We start from the raw sequence: 22,120 nt of genomic DNA, 5'->3' as shown, positions 1-22,120 counted from the left end.
GGGTGTTCGTGCTCCCCGTGAACTCCGCCTGCCCCGCCTCCGGCGCCTCATGCACGCGGACGCACTCGCCCGGTCCGCGGGCCCCGACGCCGCCGAAACGGCCCGGACCCTATGCTGCGGGGGTGATCAAGCCGATTGAACTCGTCATATTCGACTGCGACGGTGTGCTCGTCGACACCGAGCGCATCGCGACGCGCGTCCAGGTAGGCCTGGGGGCGGAGCTCGGGTGGCCGCTCACCGAGGGCGATGTGATCGATCTGTTCATCGGGCGGTCCAACGCCTCGGTACGGGACCAGGTCGCGGCCCGGCTCGGCGAGGGGACGGCCGACGTCTGGGCGAAGCGGTTCGAACAGCTGCACCGCGAGGCGGTGGACGCCGGTCTGACCGCCGTCGAGGGGCTGCCCGAGGCGCTCGACGCGATCACCCTGCCGACCTGCGTCGCCTCCAGCGGCTCCCACGAGAAGATGCGGCACACCCTGGGCCGGACCGGTCTCTACGACCGCTTCGCGGGCCGCATCTACAGCGCCACCCAGGTGGCGCGCGGCAAGCCCGCGCCGGACCTGTTCCTGTACGCGGCGCAGCGGATGGGCGTCGACCCGGCGGCCTGCGCGGTCGTGGAGGACAGCCGTCCGGGTGTCGACGCGGCCCGCGCCGCCGGGATGCGGGCCTTCGGTTTCGGGGGCGGGATGACCCCGGCCGAACGCCTCGAAGGTCCGGGGACGCGGGTGTTCCACGAGATGCGCGACCTGCCCGGCCTCATCGCGGCGGGTTGACGGGGACCGGCTGTCCCCGGCCCACGGGCAGCCTCCCCGCCGGCTCGTGCAGCCCCTGAGCAGGGCTTCGCGGCGTTTCCTCTAGAGTGCTTCCGGCCCCTCTTCGCGCCTGCGGCCCGCCCCGCGGCGCGAAGCGAACTGTCCGCGGGCCCGACCGAGGAGCAATCGTGACCGACCAGGCGTCCATATCGCTGCAGCAGGAGATCGCCCGGGACCTCCAGGTGAGCGCGTCCTTCGACGCCCGGCAGGAGATCGAGCGCCGCGTGGCCTTCCTCGCCGACCAGCTGGTCTCCACCGGCCTGCGCTCGCTGGTCCTGGGCATCAGCGGCGGTGTGGACTCCACGACCGCCGGCCGGCTGTGCCAGCTCGCGGTCGAGCGGGTGCGCGCCGCCGGGCACGAGGCGACGTTCTTCGCGATGCGGCTGCCGTACGGCGTCCAGGCGGACGAGTCGGACGCGCAGCTGGCGCTGGAGTTCATCCGGCCCGACCGGGTCCTGACCGTCGACGTGAAGGCGTCGAGCGACGCCGCCCTGGATGCGGTGCTGGCCGGCGGCACGGTCTTCCGTGACGAGCACCAGCAGGACTTCGTGCACGGCAACATCAAGGCCCGCCAGCGGATGATCGCCCAGTACGCGGTGGCGGGAGCGCACGCGGGCCTCGTGGTGGGCACGGACCACGCCGCCGAGGCGGTGTCCGGTTTCTTCACCAAGTTCGGCGACGGTGCGGCCGACGTCGTCCCGCTCACGGGCCTGACCAAGCGCCGGGTCCGGGCCACGGCGGAGGCGCTGGGGGCGCCGTCCGCGCTGATCTGGAAGACCCCGACCGCGGACCTGGAGACGCTGAAGCCGGGGCTGGCCGACGAGGAGGCGCTCGGCGTCACCTACGACGACATCGACGACGTCCTGGAGGGCAAGCCCGTCGACGCGGCCGCCCTCGGCATCATCGTCAACCGCTACCGCGCCACCGAGCACAAGCGGCAGCTGCCGATCGCCCCCTGATCCGGTCCCGTCAGCTCTGTCAGTGCCCACGCCTACGGTGTGGGCCATGAGCATGATCGGGCAGTACCTTCGCCTCTCCCCCGCCGAACTGGACCGCGCCTCCCGCGACCCGGACTGGGCGGCCGAGCACGCGCACGGCCTGTACGACCGTGACGACGCGGCCGCCGCCGCGCGCGTGCACGAGACCGACAAGGCCTGGCACGCCCTCGACTTCCTGCTGACCCGGCGCGGCTTCCCGGTGGACGTGGTCTTCGGGGAGGCCGACATGCCCTGGCCGGCGGGCCGGGACTGGGGCTACGGACCGCCCCGGCTGCTGCCCGCGGACCGGGTGCGCGCGGCCGCGGACGCCCTGGACGCCCACACTCCCGATGCCTTGGCCGACGGCGTCACCCCGGCCGATCTGGCCGCGGCGAACATCTACCCGCAGACCGTCTGGGAGCGGGGCGAGGAGCCGGCCTGGGTCGCGTCCTACTGGGCCGCCCTGGCGGCCTACCTGCGTGCGGCTGCCCGGGAGGGCGACGCGCTGCTGATGTGGATCTCCTGAGCGGGGCCAGGACCCGGGTCGGAGCCCTGGCCCGCGGCGGGGGGCGGATCACCGCCCGCTCAAGGGCGCTCAGGCGGAGGTGGACAGGATGGTGTCCTCCAGCCTGCGGACCGTGGGCCGGGTGCTGCCGGCGACGATCAGGGCGAGCAGGACGGCGGCCGCCTCGCTCTGCAGGATCCGCGCGGCCTGCTTCAGCCGGCCCGGGTCGGGGACGGGGATGGACAGGGCCACGCATTCCGGGTTGCGGCCGGCCGTGATGGGGACCGCCGCGCACACCGTGCCGAGGGCGTACTCCTGGAGGTCGAGGAGGGGCGTGTTGGGCGGGCGGCCGTCGAGTTGCCGGAAGAGGACCCGCTGACTGGTGAGGGTGTGGGTGGTGAAGGGCGTGAGCGGGTGGCGGGACAGGTGGTCGCGCCGGTCGTCGTAGTCCAGTTGGGTCAGTAGCGCCTTGCCCACGGCGGAGGCGTGCGCGGCGGCGCGGAAGTCGACCCACTCCTCGACCACGGGTGTGGCCGGGCCGTCCGCGTACTGGGTGATGGCGACCTCGCCGTCGGTGTAGCGGGCGACGTAGACGGCGGCGCCGACCGCGTCCCGTACCCACGCCAGCGTCTCGCGCAGGTGCCCGCGGCCCTCGCCACCGTCCGTCTCGCTCAGCAGCAGGGCATGGCCGGCCACGTAGGCGTCCGGTCCGATCGGTGTGGCCAGGTCGGCCCGGATCAGCTGCTCGACGGCCCGCGCGAGGACCAGCTGGGGCAGCTTCGTCTCCCGGGCGATCTGTGTCAGGTTCACCCCGCCCGAGCAGCGGTTGATGACCTCCAGGACGCGCAGGGCCTGGTGGACGGATTCCAGCGCCGCCTGGGCCGGGCGTCCTTCGGGGGACGTTCGGACCGCATGGGTCGACTGCGGCTGTTTCAGCGCTTCAAGGGACCACCCGTTCGCCTGCTCCGTGAGGTGCAGGGGGTTGAGCCGGGCGTTCTGGGCGACGGCCACGGCGACCTGCGGGCCGGGGGTGTAGACCTCGCCCAGGTCGGGGTCTTCCTTGCGGGGGCGCGCCATGAGGGCCTCCCGCAGCCGCGCCGGGAGCCGCAGCGGCGGCCTGCAGGCCCGGCCGGGTCCGCTGGTCAGGGAGGTGAGGTCCTGGGTGGTGATGGGCGGGGACGTCCAGATGACGGAGGCTCCGAGGGCCTCTTCGAGGTCGGGCGGGATCTGGGGCAGGGGCGGGAGGTGTTCGTCGGGCGGCAGGGCGTGGGCCTGGCGCTTCCAGTAGCGGGCGGTCGCGACCTCGGCGCGCGACAGGTGGTGGAGGTAGAGGCAGCGGGCGGCGGTCTGCGAGCCCGCCCCCGCCGCGTACTGGAACCAGAACTGCGCGCCCTCCGTGCGGTCGGCGAGGTGGAGCAGGCAGCCGAACAGCAGCGCCGAGTCCATGCCGTGGGGCCAGGAGTCGGCGGCCAGGGCGAGTTCGGCGAAGTCCCGGCTCTCCACGAGGCACCAGGCGACGTCGTCCAGGCCGCGGGCGGCCCGCACGTGGCAGGCGGCGTCGAGGACCAGGTCGTCGTTCTCGGCCGGTGCGGTCCACCCGCGTCCGGGCGCGGCCGCGCCGGCGGCGGTTCCGGTCGCCGAGCGGGCGCGGTCGGCGGCGATCCGGCGGGCGATGCGGCGCCGGGCGGCGCCCTCGTCGTATCCGGCGTACTCCTCCGCGAGCACCGTCGCGTCCGCCAGGGCCGCGTCCACTTCACACAGCGGCATGTCGCGGTGGCGTGGCAGGTCGCTCACTGGTCCTTCTCCTCTCCGGGGATCCAGTCCACCCCGAGTTTGCGGGACAGGGTTCGGCGTGCGCCGCGGATGTGCGATCGGACGGTGGCGGGGGAGATCCCCATCATCCGGGCGACCGTGTCGCAGTCGTTGCCCAGCAGGAAGGCCAGCAGCACCACGTCGTACTGCCGCTCGGACAGGCCCGCGATCGCCGCATACAGCCCGAGCTTCGACTCCAGCAGCTCCAGCCGTTCCCGGGAGGAGCGGCGCAGGGCGGCGAACCAGGCCGTCTCCACCACAGCCACCTGCCGGCCCAGGACGGCCAGCCGCCGCTCGACGTGCTCGCGGAGCACCGCCCAGGCGAAGCCGTGCAGGCTCGCCTCCTTCAGCGCCTGGCACCACACCTTCAGCAGGAAGGTGAACACGTCGTCGACGACTTCCTCGGCGTCCTTGGGATTTCCCAACTGCAGGTGGGCGTAGCGCAGATAGGCGCGGTGCTGCTGGGAATGGAAAGCGGTGAATTCCACCGGCAGCACTCCGGCCAGTTCACTGGAGACGGCGCGGTCTCCTGATGGGTCGAATTCTCCTTCGTTCATACGCTCCCCCACAGCTGTTCACGGCCGCCCGTCGAGGTGGCGGGGACCTGACGGTGGCGGGCCGCGGGACCGGCCGGGAGACGGTCGGGGGCCGGCCCGTCCGCTCCTCTGCCCGCCCCGCGGCCCGGCAGGCGCATGCGCGCCCGGAACACATCGGCTACGCCGACGCTGACCACGGTGGTGACTGACAGCGCGCGGGCGACCGTCTCGGCGACATTCACTTCGGAGCGAACCTTCCCGATGGAGTGTGCGTGACCGGCTGCCTGCCCCCGCACCCGCAGCCGCGGAGCGCCGGGCGCTCCCACTCACCACCCCATCGGAAAAGGAGCCCGATCGTGCAAGCCGGTCCTCGGAAATCCCGGGAACGAAGCGCATTCACTTCTCCGCGCGCCCCTGGTCCCCCGCGCACGCCCCCGATCGGCGGGCCGCTCATCGCACCGGTCACGGAAGCGCGGAGTTTCAGTAACGTGGTCGGCCCCGGAGGCGACCCGGCACGGGTCCACGGGCGGTGTCGTCCAACAGCGGGCTGTCAGGAGGCGGTTGTGCGGGGCGGAACGATTGCGGTGATCGGCGGAAGCATCGCGGGCTGCGCGGTCGCCACGGCGGTGGCGCGGGCGGGCGCCGGGCAGGTGGTGGTCCTGGAGCGTACGCGCGGCCGGCTTGCGGACCGGGGCGTGGGGTTGTGCGTGCACGACGAGCGGGCCGTCGAACTCCGCGCGAGCGGCGCCCTGCCCGCCGGGATCGCGGCGCACCGGCTCCAACGGCGCCGCTGGGTGGTCCGGGACGACGCCGAGGGCGCCAGCGGGCGGCTGCTGTGGCAGCAGCCGTTCCCCTTCCACTCCTACCACTGGGGGCTGCTCTGGCGCGGACTGCGCGAGTCCGTGCCCGACGCGGTCGTCTACCGGCAGGGCGAGACGGTGACGGCCGTCGAGGCCGCCGGGAGCGGGGCCGCCGGGGATGACGGGGCGCGGGTGCGGCTCGCGGGCGGTTCGGTGGAACGGTACGACCTGGTCGTCGGCGCGGACGGCTACCGGTCGGTGGTGCGCGCGGCGCTCTGCACGGACTCCCGGCCGCGCTACGCGGGGTACGTGTGCTGGCGCGGGAACTTCGACGCGGCGCGCCTCGACGAACTGGGCGCTCTCGCGGACCCGGTGCCCGAGGCGGTGACCACGGTCTGCTTCCCGGGCGGGACCTGCGTCGTGTACCGGATCCCCGGGCCCGGCGGCCCCCGGGTGAACTGGGTGCTCTACGCGGCTCCCCCGCAGGACGGGCAGCTGCGCCTCGACGACCCCACGAGCTTCCCGCCCGGCGCGCTGACCTCCGGACTGGCGGAGCACCTCGACGCGCTGCTCGAGCGGGAGTTCCCGCCGTACTGGCGGCGGGCGCTCGCGTTGACGGACCCGGCGGACACCTTCGTCCAGCCGATCTACGACCTGGAGGCGGCCCGGACCGCGGGCGGCCGCCTGCTGCTCGCCGGGGACGCCGCCAGCGTCGTACGCCCGCACAACACGAGCGGGGCCGCCAAGGCCCTCCAGGACGCGACCGCCCTCGCGGACGGCTGGCGCCGCTCGGAGTCCTTCGAGGATCTGCTGGACGGCTACCACCGGGCGCGCGGGGCCGCCGGCCGGGAACTGGTCGAGCTGGCCCGCCGCCTGGGCCGGGCCCAGGTGGAACGGACCCCGGCCTGGGCGGCCATGGACGGCGACCGCATGGCGGCCTGGTGGCAGGGCCAGCTCGACGGAGCGCCCGGCATCGGGGGACACGCCCTCGGGCGTGGCTAAGGGCTGTCCCTGTCCCGTCATGCCCGGCGGGCGCACAACGACAGCCACGGCACCTCGGCGCGTCGTCGGAACGCCCGGATACGCCCGCTATCGGCACGCTCCTCCGCCGTGCGATGCACCGCATCCGACGCCGCGCGCTGAGCCACCGGGGATCACGCCCCAAGGTCCTGCCCGCAAAGTCCCGCCGGCGTGGCGGGATCCGGCACGCACGCCTGCCGCGCGGCCGACGCTACTTCGCGGACACTCCCCGGCCGCCGAGGGTGGTGTTGCCGGTGATCGTGCCGTCCGTGCCGGACACGGTGACCGCGTGGCGGACGCCGTCGGGGCCGAGGACCACGGCCAGCCAGGCGCCGCCACCGCCGTCCTGGGCGACCGCGCGCAGGCTCTCCACCTTGCCGCCCGACACGGCCGCCGCGGCCTTGGCGGCCGCGTCGCCGATGGACAGGGACGGCAGCGGCGCGGGCGCCTGACCGCCCTTGCCGTAGCCCCCGCGCCCCTCGAAACGGCCGGGAGCACCGGGCAGACCGGGGGCGTCGGGGTGGCCGAGGCGCTCGCGCACCTCGGGGCCGTCCTCGCCGCCGGGCACCTTCCGTGCGCGCTCGCCGTCCGGCGCCTCGCCCTGCGGTCCCCGCTTGAACCCGCCCCCGTGGCCGGGCTCGAAACGGAGCATGTGCGGCCGGTCGGCACGCTCGTGGTGATGGTGGTGCTCGGCCACGGCCACCGCCGTGACCCCGCCGCCCACGACCACCACGACCGCGCCCGCCGCCACCCAGCGGGCGCGCCGGCCGCGGGGCACCAGCCGGGACAGCACCACGCGCTTGCGCGCGCCGGCCTCCGGCGCGTTCCCGGGCGGCTGCTCGGGCGGCGGCGGAACGGATTCAGACATACGGTTGCTCCTTCTGACGGCCGGACGCGGTGCCCGGCTCGCCCCAGAGCATGCCGAGGGGATGCTGAAGCCCAGCTGAAGCCACCTGAAGACCTCTTCAGCCGGGCGCCGCGGGCGCCTGCGATCCTGTTCGGATGCGCGTACTGGTGGTGGAGGACGAACGGCGGCTCGCCGTGGCCCTGCAACGGGGTCTGCAGTCGGAGGGGTTCTCGGTGGACGTGGCCCACGACGGGCCCCAGGGCCTGTGGAGGGCGACCGAGCACGACTACGACCTGATCGTCCTCGACATCATGCTCCCCGGGCTGAACGGCTACCGGGTCTGCGCGAAGCTGCGCGCGGGCGGCAACGAGTCGGGGATCCTGATGCTCACCGCCAAGGACGGCGAGTACGACGAGGCGGAGGCGCTGGACACCGGCGCCGACGACTTCCTGTCCAAGCCGTTCTCCTACCTCGTGCTGGTCGCCCGGCTGCGCGCGCTCGGCCGGCGTACGGGTGGCCGGCGGCCGCAGGTGCTGCGGTTCGGCGACCTGCTGATCGATCCGGCCCGGCGCACCTGCTCGCGTGGTGCGACGGAGATCCGGCTGACCGCCAGGGAGTTCGCGATCCTGGAGTACCTGGGCCGCCGGTCCGGCGAGGTGGTCTCCAAGCGGGACATCCTGGAGCAGGTGTGGGACGCCGCTTTCGACGGTGACCCCAATGTCGTGGAGGTGCACGTCAGCGCGGTCCGCCGCAAGGTCGACGCACCGTTCGGCCGGGCCGCGCTGGAGACCGTCCGGGGAGCCGGATACCGACTGGCGGCCGACGGTGGCTGAACCCTCCCGCCTCCGCGGGCACGTCGGCGACGCCCTGCGCTCGCTCCCCCACGCCGCCCTGGGCCGGTGGCCGGTCCTGCGCCGGATGTGGCCCACCACGGTCCGGGCCCGGGCCACGGCCGGCGCCGGCCTGGTGGTGGGCGCGGCCCTGGCGCTCGCCTCGTTCTCCCTGCTCGGGCTGCTGGAGGCCAATCTGCTGCGCAACGCGGAGAACGACGCGCGGCGGCAGGCCGAGACCGTGGCGCAACTCGCCGCCACCGGGAAGCTCGGCCGGGCCCGTCCGGCGGGCCGCGCGGTGGAATTCGTCCAGGTGGTCAGCGCGGACGGGCGGGTCCTGTTCTCCAGCCCGAACCTCGTAGGGGTGCCCGCGTTCCCGCCGGCCCCGCCCGGGATGCCGGGGACCCGGCTGCACACCTGGCGGGTCCGGCCCGTCGACGGCGATCACCGTCAGCGGGTCGTGCAGGTCGTCACCCAGACGCCGGACGGCCCGGCCACCGTCTACGCCGGTGCCTCGCTGCGGGACGCGGACGCGGCCGACGACGTCACCACCGCCGCGCTCGTCATCGGCATGCCACTGCTCCTGGCCACCGTCGTCCTGGTGACCTGGCGGGTCACCGGGCACGCGCTGCGGCCGGTGGAGGCGATCCGCGCCGAGGTGGCCGGGATCACCGACCGGGACCTGCACCGCCGGGTGCCGGTTCCCGCCACCCATGACGAGGTCGCCCGGCTGGCCGAGACCGTGAACGCCACGCTGGACCGGCTGGAGGCGTCCGGCATCCGCCAGCGGCAGTTCATCGCCGACGCCTCCCATGAACTGCGCAGTCCCATCACCGTGCTGCGCACGCAGTTGGAGGTGGCGCTGGCCGTTCGGGACCCGGAGCTGTGGCCCGAGCTGATCGGCGGCGCCCTGGAGGACATCGAACGGCTCCAGCGCCTCGCGGCGGATCTTCTGCTGCTCGCCCGCATCGACGCGGCCCAGCCGGTGGCTGCCGTTCCGCTGGACCTTGCCGCCCTGGTGCGGGAGGTGGTGCAGGCCCGCCTGGGCGACCGGGTGCCCGTACGGGTGGACCTCGAGGCACAGGTGGAAGTCACGGCGGGCGCCCTGTGGCTCGGCCGTGTCATCACCAACCTGGTCGACAACGCGCAGCGGTACGCCGAGCGGGGCGTGGACGTGACGCTGCGCACCGCGGGCGGCGGCGCGGGGCAGCGTACCGCCGTACTGGAGGTCGTCGACGACGGGCCGGGGATCCCCGGGGCCGATCGGGAGCGGGTCTTCGAACGGTTCACGCGGCTGGACGACTCGCGCAGCCGTGACCACGGCGGGGCCGGCCTGGGCCTCGCCATCGCACGTGACCTGAGCACGCACCACGGGGGAACGCTGACGGCCGAGGACGGCGCGGGCGGCGGCGCCAGACTGGTGCTCAGGCTGCCGCTGACACCGCGGGCCGGCGAGCAGGCATTCGCGGCGGGATGAGGGGCAGGTGGGGCATATGACCAACGAACGAGAAACCCACGCGCCCGGCACCACCGAGCCGGAGCTGCCCGCCAAGGTCCCGGAGAACGGGGACGCAGTCACCCCCGACCTTCCCCCGTCGGACCCGCCCGCGCCCGACCTGTGGACCGCCGACGGCCCCGAGGAGGCCGAGGACGCACCGACCGACGCGGACCACGCGGCGGAGGCCGAGAGCCCCGAACCTCAGGAGCCCACCGACTGAGCCCCTGGGCTCAGCGCGTATGGCGGTGCCGGCCGTGCTTGGGCGGCTGGTGGTCGGTCGTCAGCAGGACGAGAGCCAGTCCGAGCGGCAGCAGGAACAGCAGAAGAAGTGTCATGAGGCGCTTGTGCCCAACCTGCCGCGGCCAACACGGCCGACCTCCCGTCCGCCGTTGCGGGAGGCCTCTCGAACCGCCGTCCAGGACGTCTATAGTTAGGTGACCCTAACCGGGGTTCCCGCGCGTTCCCGCCTGCGCCCGAGCCCTGCCGAGCAGAAACCGGAACCTGTATGAGACCCGAGTCCACCGCCCTCTCCTCCCCGCGCGCCGACGTGCTGGCCGAAACCGTCGAGGGTTTCGGCACGGTCCGCTTCACCCCGGTCGACCCCGCCACGGACTCCGCCGTGCTGCACTCCTGGGTCGTCGAGGAGCGCGCACAGTTCTGGGGCATGAACGGCGCCAGCCGGGAACTGGTCCAGGAGATCTACGAGGACGTGGACCGCCGCGACACCCATCACGCGTACATGGTCCGGCTGGACGACGTGCCGGTGGCGCTCTTCCAGACGTACGAGCCGACCGAGGACCGGATCAGCGAGTGCTACCCGGTGCGGGAGGGCGACATCGGCGTCCACCTGATGCTGGCGCCGGTGGCCGGCCGGCCCCGGCCCGGGTTCAGCGGGACCCTGATCGGTTCGCTGATCCGGTTCACCTTCCGCGACCCGGCCGTCCGGCGCGCGGTGGCCGAGCCCGACGCCGCCAACGACAAGGCCGTCGCCCTGATGAACCGGCTCGGCTTCGTCCTGCAGGGGGAGATCACCCTCCCCGAGATCGACCTGCCCGAGGTGTACCTCCCCGAGAAACGGGCCGTGCTCGCCTTCCTGGACCGCCCCGCCGTGCTCCCGGCCGCCGTGGCGATCGACGCCGTCCAGGCAGTGTCGTCGAAGTAGCGTCGGCCGCCCGACCGCCGGCCAGACGGGACTTTGACGACACGACCCAGGTCCGGCGCGCCTGCGTACCCACCGGCCCCGCCGATCACGGCGGGGCCGGTGGGCGGTGGTGCTAACCGGCAGCCACCACCCGGCCCGCCGTGACCTGGGGTGGGCTGGGGAGCAGTGACGCGAGGTTCTCCCGGACGAAGTCAGCCGCCCTGCCGACCGATTCGTCAGCCCCGGCCCGGTCCTCGAAGACGCTGGTGGACACCATCACCCCGTCCCCGGCGTCGACCCAGTAGTAGGCCACGAATCCCGGGACCCGGCGGAGGATCGCCACGAAGCCCTCGTCCACCAGTCGTCCCGCCTCGGCCGGGTCGGTCACCCCTTCGTAGCGCCGGATCACCGCGTACATGGCTGGTCTCCTCACTTGTCGAGAAAGAGGATCTCGTCGGAGGTACGGGGCATCCTCAGGGTCTTCCCGTCCTCGCTGATCTTGATCAGCCTGTGCAGTCCGGTCTGGGTCTTGCCCTCGGGCAGGAAGCGGTACTCGTCGGCGGCTCCGGCGAGGTAGGCGGAGAACCCTGCGAGCGAGGTGACGTCCGAGCCGGAGTCGAGGTAGTCCTTCAGCCGGCGGAACAGCTTGGGCAGGATCACCACGCCCGTGTCGTCGTCCGTGATCGATCCGATGTCGGCGATGAGCGCCCCTTCGACGGTCTTGTCCACGCTCCACACCCCCTTGGGCGGCACTGCGGCGCGAGCCGCCCGGGCGGCGTCCCGGAGGACGTCGCGCAGGTAACCGGGCAGGCCCGGATAGAACATCGGGTACGCCAGACCGTCCTCGACCAGGCGGTAGTTGGCGCTCCGCTTAAGCAGGGCTTCGTCGACCGCGACCTCGTAGCCGCTGTACACGGGCGGGCGGACGCTGCCGTCGTAGGCCAGCGCGATGCAGCGGCCGTAGGCGTCGGCGCCGCTGGTAAGGATGAATCCCGGGACCTGGACGGGATCGGTGGTGACGGTCTCGTTCTGGTGGCGGTCGATGCCGGTGAACCCGAGGTGCCTGAGCAGCGCGTCGGCGGCCTGGCGCCCGAACTTCCGCGGCTGGTGGCGCTCGGGGCCGTAACCCGGCTTCCTGTAGTGCGTCTCCAGCGCGTCCACGCCCTCCAGGCGCACGGGAGCGCGGCCGTCCGCTTTGGGCACGATCCGGGTCCGGCCCCCCACGAGCTTCCAGTCCGCCGCGTCGTCCGGGATGAAGGGGAGGGTGTCGCCGTCCGGTTCGGCACCGCCGTCCACCCGGAAGGAACCTCTGATGAGCAGCATGGACATGATGACTCCCGGGAGACGACGCAGAATGTCACTTTCCGTAGTTGAACGTCACTCACGGTACAGGTAGTTCCCGGAAAAAATGCGGTGCCCCGGCCCCGACCGGTCCCTACACTCGCCGTACGCGCTGCCGACAAGGCCTTGCGCGCCTCATGCCGAGTCCGAAGAGAAGGGGAGCAGCGCCATGTGCACGTACCGCACCGCCGCCTTCGCTCCCCCGTCCCGGTACGACGTGATCCCGGTGTCTCGTGACGCCCGGTGCCGGCTGCGCGGCCGTCACCGCATGCCCGTGACGCACCTTTAGGTCCCGTCCCCCTCCCCTTCCTTCCGTACGTACGCCACCGCCTGCCCGGACCCGCTCCGGACGAGGAGGGCCGTCCACGGCTGTCGGCCGGGCGGGTGACGGGCTGTCGTCAGGGGATTCGCGCCGCCCTCTTCATCTCTTCACTCGAAAGGCCCCGGGCCATGCGCGCCAACGGACGCCCCCTCACCACCACTTCCCCCACCGCGGTCCGCAATCTGGGCATCCTCGCCCATGTGGACGCCGGAAAGACCACGATCACCGAACGGATCCTGTTCGCGACCGGTGCCATCCACAAGCGGGGCGAGGTGCACCACGGCACGACCGTCACCGACTACGACCCGCAGGAACGCGACCGCGGCATCACCATCTTCGCCGCGGCCGTGAGCTGTACCTGGGGCGGGCACCACGTGAACCTGATCGACACCCCCGGGCACGTCGATTTCTCCGACGAGGTGGAGCGCTCCCTGCGGGTGCTCGACGGCGCCGTCGCCGTGTTCGACGCCGTCGCCGGGGTGGAGCCGCAGAGCGAGACGGTGTGGCGGCAGGCCGACCGGCACGGTGTGCCGCGGATCGCGTTCGTCAACAAGCTGGACCGGGCGGGCGCCGACCTCGACACGGCCGTCGCGTCGATCCGCCGTCGCCTGGGCGTCGTCCCGCTGGTGGTCCAACTGCCCATCGGTCAGGAGGACGCCTTCACCGGGGTCGTCGACCTCGTGACCATGCGCTCGCTGCGCTGGACGACCGGCTCCGCCGACTTCGAGTCCGGGCCGGTCCCCGAACCACTGCGGGAGGAGGCCGGGCGGCGGCGCAGGCTGCTGGAGGAGACGGTGGCCGAGCTGCACGCCGATGCGCTGGAGGAGTTCTGCGCGGATTCCGCGCTGGCCGACGGGACACTGGCGCGTGCCATGCGGGAACTGACGCTGCGCGGGGACGGCGTCGTGGTGCTGTGCGGCTCGGCGTACCGCAACCGCGGGATCGAGCCGCTGCTGGACGCGGTCGTCGCGTACCTGCCGGCGCCCGCCGACATGCCGCCCGTACGGGGTACGGCGGACGGGGCGGAGCAGGAGCGCGCCCCCGACCCGGCGGAGCCGTTCGCGGCCCTCGCCTTCAAGGTGACGGCGACGCCGACGGGGCGGCTCACCCATCTGCGGATCTACGCCGGCACGTTGCGCAAGGGCGGGACGGTACTGGACGCGGCCTCGGGCCGTACGGAGCGGGTGGGCCGGATCCTGCGGGTCCAGGCCGACCGGCACGAGGACAGGGAGGAAGCGGTGGCCGGTGACATCGTCGCGGTGATCGGGCTCAAGTCCGCCCGGGCGGGCACGACCCTGTGCGCGCCGGGCGCGCCTTTGGTGCTCGAACCGCCGACGGTGGCCGAGCCGGTGGTGTCGGTGGCGGTCGAGGCCCGTCAGAACGCCGACACCGGCCGGCTGGCGTCGGCACTGGCGCGGCTCGCGGAGGAGGACCCCTCACTGGTGGTCCGGTCCGACCCGGAAACCGGGCAGACCGTGCTGTCGGGGCTGGGCGAGCTGCACCTGGAGGTGGCGGTGGAGAAGGTCCGCCGCGGCCACGGGGTGGAGGTCGTCGTGGGCCGCCCGCAGGTCTCCTACCGGGAGACCGTCGTGCGCGGGGTGGCCGGCCTGGTCCACCGGCACGTCAAACAGGACGGGGGCGCGGGCCAGTTCGCGCACGTCGTGCTGGACGTGGAGCCGCTGGATGAGGCGGTCTTCGAGTTCCGCTCGACGGTCGTCGGCGGCAGGGTTCCGCAGGAGTACGCGCGCGCCGTGGAGGCAGGCTGCCGGGACGCTCTCGCCGGGGGCCCGCTCGGCGGGTATCCGGTGACGGGGCTGCGCGTCACGCTCACCGACGGGGCGACGCACTCCAAGGACTCCTCGGAGATGGCGTTCCGGGCGGCGGGCCGGTTCGGGCTGCGCGAAGCGCTGCGACTCAGCACGATGGAGCTGCTCGAACCGATCGTGGAGGTCACGGTGAGCGTCCCGGAGGACGGCGTCGGGAGCGTGCTCGGTGATCTCGCGGCCCGCCGCGGCCGGGTCTCGGGCCAGGCCGCCGAAGCCGGCACCGCGGTGATCACGGCGGCCGTGCCGCTGGCCGAGCTGTTCGGGTACGCGTCCCGGCTGCGGGGCGGGACCCAGGGCCGGGGCGTCTTCACCACCAGGCCGGGCGGTCTGGCACCGGTACCGCCCTCGGTGGCGGGGGCCCTGCCGGGCCGGTGACCCGCGCCGCGCTCCCGCCCCCGCCCCGCCCCCGGCTTCGCGGGCGGGGCGGGGGCGCACCGCCTATGCTGCTGCGGGTTCCGCTTCCGGTGGGGCTTTCCGGCAGACAGGCAGGGTGAACATGTTCGAGTCGGTGCAGGAGAATCCGTACCCCGACAGCCACGTGCTCGGCGAGGGTCCGGACCCGCATCCGCTGCTGGAGCCCGTGCTGCCACTGCTCGGGCGCTGGCACGGCCGGGGCCGGGGCGGCTATCCGACGCTGGAGAAGGACTTCCGCTACGCGCAGGAGGTCACCTTCAGCCACGACGGCCGCCCCTTCCTGCGCTACGAGGCACGGGCGTGGCTGATCGACGACGCCGGTGCTCCGGTCCGGCCGGCGGGACGCGAGGCGGGGTGGTGGCGGGTGACGCCCGACGCCTCCCTGGAGGTCGTGCTCGCCCACCCCACCGGCATCGTCGAGACCTGTGTGGGGCGGGCGTCCGGTACGGAGTTCGAGATCGAGACCAAGGACGTGTCGCTTACGCCGCTGGCCAAGGAGGTCACCGGTACGCGGCGCCGGTACACCGTCCAGGGCGGGGAGATGACGGTCGTTCACGACATGGCCGCGGTGGGCCGGCCCCTCCAGCACCACCTGACGACACACCTGCGCCGGCGGGACTGAGGGGCGGGGTTCACCCGGCTGCACGGCCGGGGCTGCGGCTCCGCAGACGCGTGCCGTCGCATAGTCGTGGCAGGCCGGAGCCGACGCGACGTGCCGTGCCGTGCCGGAGGGAGCGATCGTGGTGGACATCGGACGACGCGCCGCGCTGGCGGCGCTGCTCGCGGCAGGGCTCGTACCGTGCTCGGGCGCCCGGGCCGCGAACGGTACGGCTTTCGCGAACAGTACGGCGCTCCCCTCCGGTCCCCGCCCGCCGGCCTCGCTGCTCGGCGGTGAGATCCGCCGACTGCCCACGTCCCGCAGGGTCGTGGCGCTCACCTTCAACGCCGCGTGGGACGAGGCCGGGATCGACACCGTCCTGGCGGAACTGCGCCGGCGCGGGCTGCCGGGCACCTTCTTCCCGACCGGCGCCTTCGCCGACGCACACCCGGCGGCGGTCCGCACGATCGGCGCGGCGCACGGGCTGGGCAACCACTCGTACAGCCATCCCCACTTCGAGGGCCTCGGCACGGCGCAGCGGGTGGAGGAGGTACGCCGCGCCGACGCGGCGATCCGGACGGCCTCCGGCACGGAGCCGCTGCCGTTCTTCCGCTTCCCCTACAGCGCCACGACGCGGGACTCCGTCGCCGACGTCAACGACCTGGGATACGCGGCGATCGAGTTCACCGCCGACACCAACGGCTACCTCGGCCCGCAGGGCGGCATGAGCGTGGAGGCCGCCGCCGGGCGCGCCATCGACGCCCTGGCCCCCGGAGCGATCATCCAGATGCACGTCGGCAGCAACGGCGACGGCATCGTCCTCGATGCCGAGGCCCTCCCCCTGATCATCGACGCCGCCGAGGCGGACGGTTACACGATCATCGACCTCCGCGAATTCCTCGTCCCCCAAGGGGTGTCGTCAAAGTGGCGTCGGCCGCCCGCAGGGCGGGGCAGGCCCCACCCATGGCCTGGACGGGCCTGACGGCTACGGGGGCGAAGTGGCGTCCCCGGGGGGAGGCAACAGGGCTTGACCTCAAGCGAGGTTCAGGTTGGAGGCTTCTGCGTAGGCCGACCGCCGCACGGCGGTGCGGCGATTCACACGTGGAGGAAGTCCCATGTCGAGTAGCACCGCTTCGAACTCCGGCCCCTCGGGGGCCGCGACCGCCGCACCTTCGGTCCGCCGCTCCGGCTTCAGCTGGTGGAAGGTGCTGGTCACCGGCGCGGTCGGCGCGACCGTGGTCAATCTGGCCGTCTTCGCCGTCGCCAAACTGGCCGGTGCCTCCCTCGTCGTCATGGACGCCGGCGCGGAACACCCGATCACGGTCGGAGGCGTCATCGGCTCCTCCGTCGTCCCGCTGCTGATCGGGACCGGCGCGGCCCTGCTGCTGGCCCTGTGGAAGCCGGTCTTCCTGCGGATGGCGCAGTACGTGGGCAGCGGTCTGGCACTGCTGTCGGTCGCCGGCCCGCTGTCGGCCGACGCCGACGGCGGTACCGTCGCGGCCCTCTCCCTCATGCACATCACCCTCGGTGTCGCGGTCTTCACCACCCTGCAACTCCACCGCCGCCACCGCTGAGCACATCCGCAGGCGTGAGCGGTTCTCGTGATCACTTACGATTCCGCAATGATCGAAGGAAACCTGGTCCGGCTGCGCTCGCTGCGGTCCGACGACGCGGAGCACCACCTCCGCTGGCGCAACGACCCCCAAGTGGTGCGCTGGGCCGCCGCCGGCGACCCGTGCTTCGGCCCCGTCACCGCGGAGGCGGTCGGGCTCGGCTTCGACACCATGCTGAGGCTCGTCCCCACGGAGTCGGCCGTGTTCACGGTGGAGAACCTGGAGGACGGGCGGGTGATCGGCATGGCCGACTACCGGGACATGGACCCGTACGCCGGGGTGGCGACGCTGGGGGTCACCATCGGCGAGCGGGACTTCTGGGGCTGCGGGCACGGCCGGGACGCGCTGCGGCTGCTCGTCGGCCATCTGTTCGGCGCGTACCACTTGAGCCGGCTGGAGATGGACACCTGGAGCGGCAACGAGCGCGCCGTCCGTGCTTTCGCCGGGTCGGGCTTCCGCGAGGAGGGCCGCCGCCGGTCGGCCGTGATGGTGGACGGGGAACGGTACGACCGCGTGCTCTTCGGGATGCTCCGCGAGGAGTGGGCGAACGGGGCGTGACCCGTTCGCCGCCCGTCGCCCTCGTCCTCGCCCTGACCGCTGCCCGGCCGGGCGATCCGGGCCGCCGCACCCCCTCACCACTCGCCACGCCAACTCAACCGGGTGCTGCGCCCGTTGGACGTTCGGCTATGGTCCGGACTTCGGACTGGGCTTCCGAGACGGGATGTGACGGGTGAGCGGGAAAGAGATGCCGGCGCGGCGGTTCGAGGAGCACCGCCCCCATCTGCGGGCAGTGGCCTACCGGATGCTGGGATCGCTCAGCGAGGCGGACGACGCCGTACAGGAGACATGGCTCAGGCTGCACCGGTCCGACGCCGACGCGGTCGAGAACCTGGGCGGCTGGCTGACCACCGTGGTCGGGCGGGTGTGCCTGGACATGCTGCGCTCCCGTACGACGCGGCGCGAGGATCCGCTGCACGACCAGTACGGGCAGGTCCGCCTTCCCGACCCGGTCGTCAGCCGGGCGGACGGCCTCGACCCGGAACAGCAGGTCCTCCTGGCCGATTCGGTCGGCATCGCCCTGATGGTGGTCCTGGAGACGCTCCCTCCCGCCGAACGTCTGGCCTTCGTCCTGCACGACCTGTTCGCCGTGCCCTTCGACGAGATCGCCCCGGCCCTCGGGCGCAGCGCGGCCGCGACGCGGCAGCTCGCCAGCCGGGGCCGCCGCCGGGTGCAGGGCGCCGTACCCGCTCCGGATCCCGATCCGGCCCGCCTGCGTGCGGTCGTCGACGCCTTCCTCGCCGCTTCGCGCGGCGGGGACTTCGCCGCCCTGGTCGACGTCCTCGACCCCGAGGTCGTGGCCCGCTCCGACGGAGGTGCGCTGCACCCCTCGCTGGTGCGTCGAGGCGCGGCCGAGGTCGCCTCGCAGGCGATCGCCTTCGCCCGTTTCGCAGAGGCAGCACGTCCGGTGCTGGTGAACGGACTTCCCGGTGCGGTCGCGGTGGCGGAGGGCCGGGCGAGGTCGGTCATGGCGTTCACCGTCCGGGACGGCCGGATCATCGCGCTCGACATCCTCACCGATCCCGAGCGCCTCGCACGCATCGATCTGAGCGCCGTCGTCGCCCTCGACTGACACGACGGACAGCAACGAACCACGGTCCCGCCCCGCCGCCCCAGCAGTCCTCACCGCCGGGGCGGCTCCGGCCCGGTCCAGCCGGCCGCCCCGACGCCGGCCTCGTTGCCCTCGGGGTCGGCCAGGTCGTCGACAGCGGCCGGCCTGGCATCCGGAGCGGACGACGACGCTCCGTACCGCAGCACTCGGGACGGGCCGACCGACGGGTTTCGCCAACTGGCCGTCTCCATAAGGGAGCCGACGGCCGCTCGGGCCGGAAGCCGGGCGCCGACCCTCACCGCTCGTGACGGAGAGAATTCGGCAGGTAGTAATTAGGTGAATTCCTGACTGAATTCCCGTCAATAAGCTTCCACATCATATCTCGATTTGATAACAACCCGCCCCGAAAGGACTGGACCTTTCGGTAGCGACGCGCGTAACTCGCCTTTATTTACGGCAAGTTGAGTGTTCGTCAAATCATGCCAACAGGTAACGGAATGATTTCCCGGACCGCGCTCCCGTTTGTCCGAATTCTCCGCCGCATTCGTCTGGCAGGCTTCCGCGCACCCCACTAGTCCGACAATGATTTGAGGTGCCCATGACAGGCCGTCGCAGACGCACTGCAACCGATCACCGCCGTAAACCCCGGCGCTTGATACTCGCCACCGCCGCCGTGGCAGCGGGGGCGGTGATCGCCGCGGGCATCGCCTACTCCGGGCTCGGCGACGGTGCCCAGGCCGCCGGATCCGTCGAGGCCGCCGCCTCCGCTCCGGCCGCCGCCCCCGCCCGGGACCAGGAGCCGGAACCCCTCTCCGCCGCACCCGCGAACGAGAACGCGCGCGGCATGATCTACGACGGCCTGCAGCCGGCGCCCAAGGGCGACCGCTGCGTCGGCGTCTACCGCACCGGGGACGGGCTGTGCACCCACGGCCCCGACGCCCCGCCGAAGGGCGTCGACATCACGAAGGAGATCCCGCCGGCCGTCAAGGAGACGGCCCCGGCGGCCGATCCGGCCAAGCCCTCCACCGACGACCCGGCCACCAAGGAAGGCGGCGGGCGTCCTCAGGACGCGCCCGCGGCCGACGCCACGGCCACCAAGGCCACCGCGCCCGCGCCCGCCGCCGCCGAAGGCGGCCAGGCCGTCGCCGCGGGCCCCGCCGGCCAGACCGTCCAGTGCGACGGCGACGGCAGCACCGGCAACCGCGTGCAGGTCGTATACGTCCACGCCCCGGGCAAGGACCGCTACTCCGAGTACCTCGCCTCGTTCCGCAAGTGGGCGGCCGACGCCGACCTCATCTACTCGGCGAGCGCCAAGGAGACCGGCGGCGTCCGGCACATCCGCTACGTGACCGCCGCCGACTGCACCCCCACCGTGCTCAACATCGAGCTCCCGGCCAACGCCCTGGCCGAGTTCAGCGCGACCAACAAAGCGCTGGCCGCCAAGGGCCTCGACCGCCGCGACCGCAAGTACATGATCTTCGCCGACAGCCAGGTCTACTGCGGCATCGGCACGTTCGCGGGCGACGAGCGTCCCGGCCAGGCGAACCAGAGCAACTTCGGCCCGTCCTACGGACGCACCGACTCGGGCTGCTGGGGCGGCCACACCGCCGCGCACGAACTCGGCCACAACCTGGGCGCCGTCAACAACAGCGCCCCGAACACCAGCCGCGGCGCACACTGCACCGACGAGTACGACGTCATGTGCTACTCGGACACCCCGTACTACCCGCAGATGCGCAACATCTGCACGAACCAGGCGTCCGAGAACATTCTGGACTGCAACCACGACGACTACTTCCACACCAGTCCCAAGGCCGGCAGCTACCTGGCCACGCACTGGAACATCGCGGACAACCAGTTCCTGATGAAGACCAAGGGTGGCAGCGGCACGGACCCCGGTCCCAACCCGACGCCGACGCCCACGAAGAAGCCCTCGCCGACACCGACCAAGAAGCCCACCGGCGGACCGACGGCGACGGCGGCCCAGATCCAGTCCGACTCCGTCGTGGTGAGCTGGCCGAAGGTCGAGGGCACCGCCTGGTACCAGGTGATGCTGAACGGCAAGCACCTGGCCTGGGTCCAGTCGCAGGTGCTGCGCATCTACAACCTCCAGCCCAACACCTCGTACACGGTGACCGTGTCCGCCCGTGACGGCTCCGGCCGCGACAGCGGGCCCGGCAAGGCCGCGACGTTCCGTACGACCGGCGCCGGGGGCGGAGCGACCACCCCGGGCAGCCGCTACACGCTCGGCAACGGCAGCACCGGCATGGCGGCCGAGGTGTGGGGCGGCCGCACCGCCGACGGCACCCTGCTGGTCGGCGGCCGCGCCAACGGCTACGCCCAGCAGCAGTGGTACTTCGACGACGCGGGCAGCGGCCAGGTCCGCATCCGGTCCGCGGCCTCCGGCAAGTGCCTCCAGCCGGGCGGCACGCCCGCCGCGGGCATGTGGGTCTCCCAGCAGCCCTGCGACAAGAGCAACGGCGCGCAGGCCTGGAAGCTGACGTCCCGCGGTGGCGCGGTCGCCGTGACGGATCCGGGCGGCGGCTTCGCCCTCACCGTCAGCAACCGCCCCTACTACGGGAACTGGCTGCTCGACCTCCAGCGTGCGGACGGCCGCGCGGCGCAGGCCTGGACCCTCCAGAAGTCCGGCTGAGCACTGCCGCCACGCCCGGCGCCGAGGCGTACCCCACGCCCCGGTGCCGGGACCACCCCGTGACGCCGTGATCCGCCCCGGCGGACGGCCGCCCCCGTGCGGCCGTCCGCCGGTTCCCCTCATCTCGACCGGAGCACCCGACGATGCGCATACGAATCGCTCTCTCGGCCACCCTGGCCGCACTCGGTCTCATGTTCCTGCTCCCCGCTGCGGCCCATGCCCACGGAGACACCCTGAAGGTGGTGGTGACCGGACAACGCGCCGGCCACGTCACCGCCGACATCACCTGGGAGAACGACGGGGACGCCGTCGACGAGACGGTCGCCGCCACCGTGAACGCGGTCAGCGTCGACGGCTCCCGCACGATGGGCCCCTGGCGCCTGGTCCGCGACACGGCGGCGGCGCCCGCCGGATGGACCACGGCCGAGGCACTGCCGCCCGGTTCGTGGAAGGTCAGCGTCGAGGTGGGGTTCCCCGCGCTCGGCAAGGGTGAACTCGAAGTCGGCGTACCCGTGGTGGACCCGGCTCCGACCACCGGTGCGGGGACCACGGGCTCCGCGACCGGCGGCACTCCGGCCGTGTCGGCCCCGAACCCCGCTTCCGGTTCCGATTCCGCCGCATCGGGCTCCGCCGCCGCGTCGTCCCCCGCTCCGGCTCCCTCCGGGACGCAGGCGGTGCCCGCCTCCGAGGGCGACGCCGTCTGGTGGACCACGGCGGGTGTCGCGGCGACCGCCCTGGCGGGAGCGGGCGTGGGCCTGCTGCTGCGCCGGCGCCGGATGCGCGGCGCGTGCAGGACGTCGTAGCGGGCGGGTAGCCGGTCCGACCGAGCGGCGACGGCCCTTACGCCGTCGCTTTCCCGGGCCGCCGCCGCCAGGACGGGCCCCCGCGGTGCGGCCCTGCGGGAACCCCGGCGGCGGATCAGGCGTCGTAGCGGGCGACGTCGTGCTCATTCTGCGGGGCGGGAGC

At 73.2% G+C, this 22,120-nt stretch carries 21 protein-coding genes; 16 read left to right on the top strand and 5 right to left on the bottom strand.

The features are described 5' to 3' along the window. Positions 1–122 precede the first annotated feature (122 nt). The 3 genes from ACZ3X1_RS24170 to ACZ3X1_RS24160 all read left to right on the top strand — a co-directional run bounded on the left by ACZ3X1_RS24170 (position 123) and on the right by ACZ3X1_RS24160 (position 2,315). Entirely contained in the window at positions 123–773 is a 651-nt protein-coding gene (locus ACZ3X1_RS24170; RefSeq protein WP_390078316.1) for an HAD family hydrolase, read from the top strand. A 167-nt stretch (positions 774–940) separates the two neighbouring features. After that, positions 941–1,771 carry an ammonia-dependent NAD(+) synthetase gene (gene nadE, locus ACZ3X1_RS24165; protein WP_467280925.1) on the top strand — a complete coding sequence of 277 codons (831 nt, stop codon included), beginning with the start codon at positions 941–943 and terminating at the stop codon, positions 1,769–1,771. 46 nt (positions 1,772–1,817) lie between these two features. Next, on the top strand, positions 1,818–2,315 hold the full coding sequence (locus tag ACZ3X1_RS24160; protein WP_390078319.1) for a DUF1877 family protein: 498 nt from the start codon (positions 1,818–1,820) through the stop codon (positions 2,313–2,315). Positions 2,316–2,384: 69 nt separating this feature from the next. Here ACZ3X1_RS24160 and ACZ3X1_RS24155 read toward each other — a convergent pair whose 3' ends face one another. Together ACZ3X1_RS24155 and ACZ3X1_RS24150 are read right to left on the bottom strand one after the other, a co-directional pair. After that, positions 2,385–3,230, bottom strand: a complete 846-nt coding sequence (locus ACZ3X1_RS24155) for an IclR family transcriptional regulator domain-containing protein (RefSeq protein WP_467280955.1) — start codon at positions 3,228–3,230, stop codon at positions 2,385–2,387. 854 nt (positions 3,231–4,084) lie between these two features. Continuing rightward, positions 4,085–4,663: an RNA polymerase sigma factor gene (locus ACZ3X1_RS24150; protein ID WP_362623518.1), complete on the bottom strand. Its 579-nt coding sequence runs from the start codon at positions 4,661–4,663 to the stop codon at positions 4,085–4,087. Positions 4,664–5,226: 563 nt separating this feature from the next. On the opposite strand from ACZ3X1_RS24150, the gene ACZ3X1_RS24145 reads away from it, so the two are divergent. Beyond that, positions 5,227–6,444: an FAD-dependent monooxygenase gene (locus ACZ3X1_RS24145; protein WP_467280924.1), complete on the top strand. Its 1,218-nt coding sequence runs from the start codon at positions 5,227–5,229 to the stop codon at positions 6,442–6,444. Between the two features lie 229 nt (positions 6,445–6,673). On the opposite strand, the gene ACZ3X1_RS24140 is transcribed toward ACZ3X1_RS24145, so the two are convergent. Further along, a complete protein-coding gene (locus ACZ3X1_RS24140) occupies positions 6,674–7,330 on the bottom strand; it encodes a hypothetical protein (RefSeq protein ID WP_467280922.1) in 657 nt (218 codons plus the stop codon). 134 nt (positions 7,331–7,464) lie between these two features. On the opposite strand from ACZ3X1_RS24140, the gene ACZ3X1_RS24135 reads away from it, so the two are divergent. From ACZ3X1_RS24135 to ACZ3X1_RS24120, 4 genes are all read left to right on the top strand, one after another. Next, entirely contained in the window at positions 7,465–8,142 is a 678-nt protein-coding gene (locus ACZ3X1_RS24135) for a response regulator transcription factor (RefSeq protein WP_467280921.1), read from the top strand. A 76-nt stretch (positions 8,143–8,218) separates the two neighbouring features. Further along, entirely contained in the window at positions 8,219–9,616 is a 1,398-nt protein-coding gene (locus ACZ3X1_RS24130; RefSeq protein WP_467280954.1) for a sensor histidine kinase, read from the top strand. A 16-nt stretch (positions 9,617–9,632) separates the two neighbouring features. Then, on the top strand, positions 9,633–9,857 hold the full coding sequence (locus ACZ3X1_RS24125) for a hypothetical protein (RefSeq protein ID WP_467280920.1): 225 nt from the start codon (positions 9,633–9,635) through the stop codon (positions 9,855–9,857). 285 nt (positions 9,858–10,142) lie between these two features. Further along, positions 10,143–10,799, top strand: a complete 657-nt coding sequence (locus ACZ3X1_RS24120; protein WP_390078326.1) for a GNAT family N-acetyltransferase — start codon at positions 10,143–10,145, stop codon at positions 10,797–10,799. 112 nt (positions 10,800–10,911) lie between these two features. Here ACZ3X1_RS24120 and ACZ3X1_RS24115 read toward each other — a convergent pair whose 3' ends face one another. Together ACZ3X1_RS24115 and ACZ3X1_RS24110 are read right to left on the bottom strand one after the other, a co-directional pair. After that, positions 10,912–11,196, bottom strand: coding sequence for a hypothetical protein (locus ACZ3X1_RS24115; protein WP_467280918.1), 285 nt, complete (start codon positions 11,194–11,196; stop codon positions 10,912–10,914). A gap of 11 nt (positions 11,197–11,207) precedes the next feature. Further along, a complete protein-coding gene (locus ACZ3X1_RS24110) occupies positions 11,208–12,107 on the bottom strand; it encodes a nuclease (protein WP_467280917.1) in 900 nt (299 codons plus the stop codon). A gap of 462 nt (positions 12,108–12,569) precedes the next feature. Between ACZ3X1_RS24110 and fusA the strand changes: the two genes are divergently transcribed. From fusA to ACZ3X1_RS24070, 8 genes are all read left to right on the top strand, one after another. Continuing rightward, a complete protein-coding gene (fusA, locus tag ACZ3X1_RS24105; protein ID WP_467280916.1) occupies positions 12,570–14,642 on the top strand; it encodes an elongation factor G in 2,073 nt (690 codons plus the stop codon). 121 nt (positions 14,643–14,763) lie between these two features. Further along, positions 14,764–15,303, top strand: coding sequence for a heme-binding beta-barrel domain-containing protein (locus ACZ3X1_RS24100; RefSeq protein ID WP_467280953.1), 540 nt, complete (start codon positions 14,764–14,766; stop codon positions 15,301–15,303). 121 nt (positions 15,304–15,424) lie between these two features. After that, positions 15,425–16,261, top strand: coding sequence for a polysaccharide deacetylase family protein (locus tag ACZ3X1_RS24095; protein WP_467280915.1), 837 nt, complete (start codon positions 15,425–15,427; stop codon positions 16,259–16,261). 133 nt (positions 16,262–16,394) lie between these two features. Continuing rightward, positions 16,395–16,853, top strand: coding sequence for a DUF6069 family protein (locus ACZ3X1_RS24090; RefSeq protein ID WP_362623547.1), 459 nt, complete (start codon positions 16,395–16,397; stop codon positions 16,851–16,853). 48 nt (positions 16,854–16,901) lie between these two features. Then, entirely contained in the window at positions 16,902–17,450 is a 549-nt protein-coding gene (locus ACZ3X1_RS24085) for a GNAT family N-acetyltransferase (protein WP_467280913.1), read from the top strand. Positions 17,451–17,637: 187 nt separating this feature from the next. Next, the gene (locus ACZ3X1_RS24080; RefSeq protein ID WP_467280952.1) at positions 17,638–18,522 is read left to right on the top strand and encodes a sigma-70 family RNA polymerase sigma factor; all 885 of its coding nucleotides are present in this window, start codon (positions 17,638–17,640) and stop codon (positions 18,520–18,522) included. A 631-nt stretch (positions 18,523–19,153) separates the two neighbouring features. Further along, positions 19,154–21,154 carry an RICIN domain-containing protein gene (locus tag ACZ3X1_RS24075; RefSeq protein ID WP_390078337.1) on the top strand — a complete coding sequence of 667 codons (2,001 nt, stop codon included), beginning with the start codon at positions 19,154–19,156 and terminating at the stop codon, positions 21,152–21,154. 143 nt (positions 21,155–21,297) lie between these two features. Next, positions 21,298–21,957: a hypothetical protein gene (locus ACZ3X1_RS24070; protein ID WP_467280910.1), complete on the top strand. Its 660-nt coding sequence runs from the start codon at positions 21,298–21,300 to the stop codon at positions 21,955–21,957. Positions 21,958–22,120 lie beyond the last annotated feature (163 nt).

The sequence above is a fragment of the Streptomyces sp. NPDC023541 genome, assembly GCF_055559995.1.
This window is presented reverse-complemented; position numbering and strand designations above follow the sequence as displayed.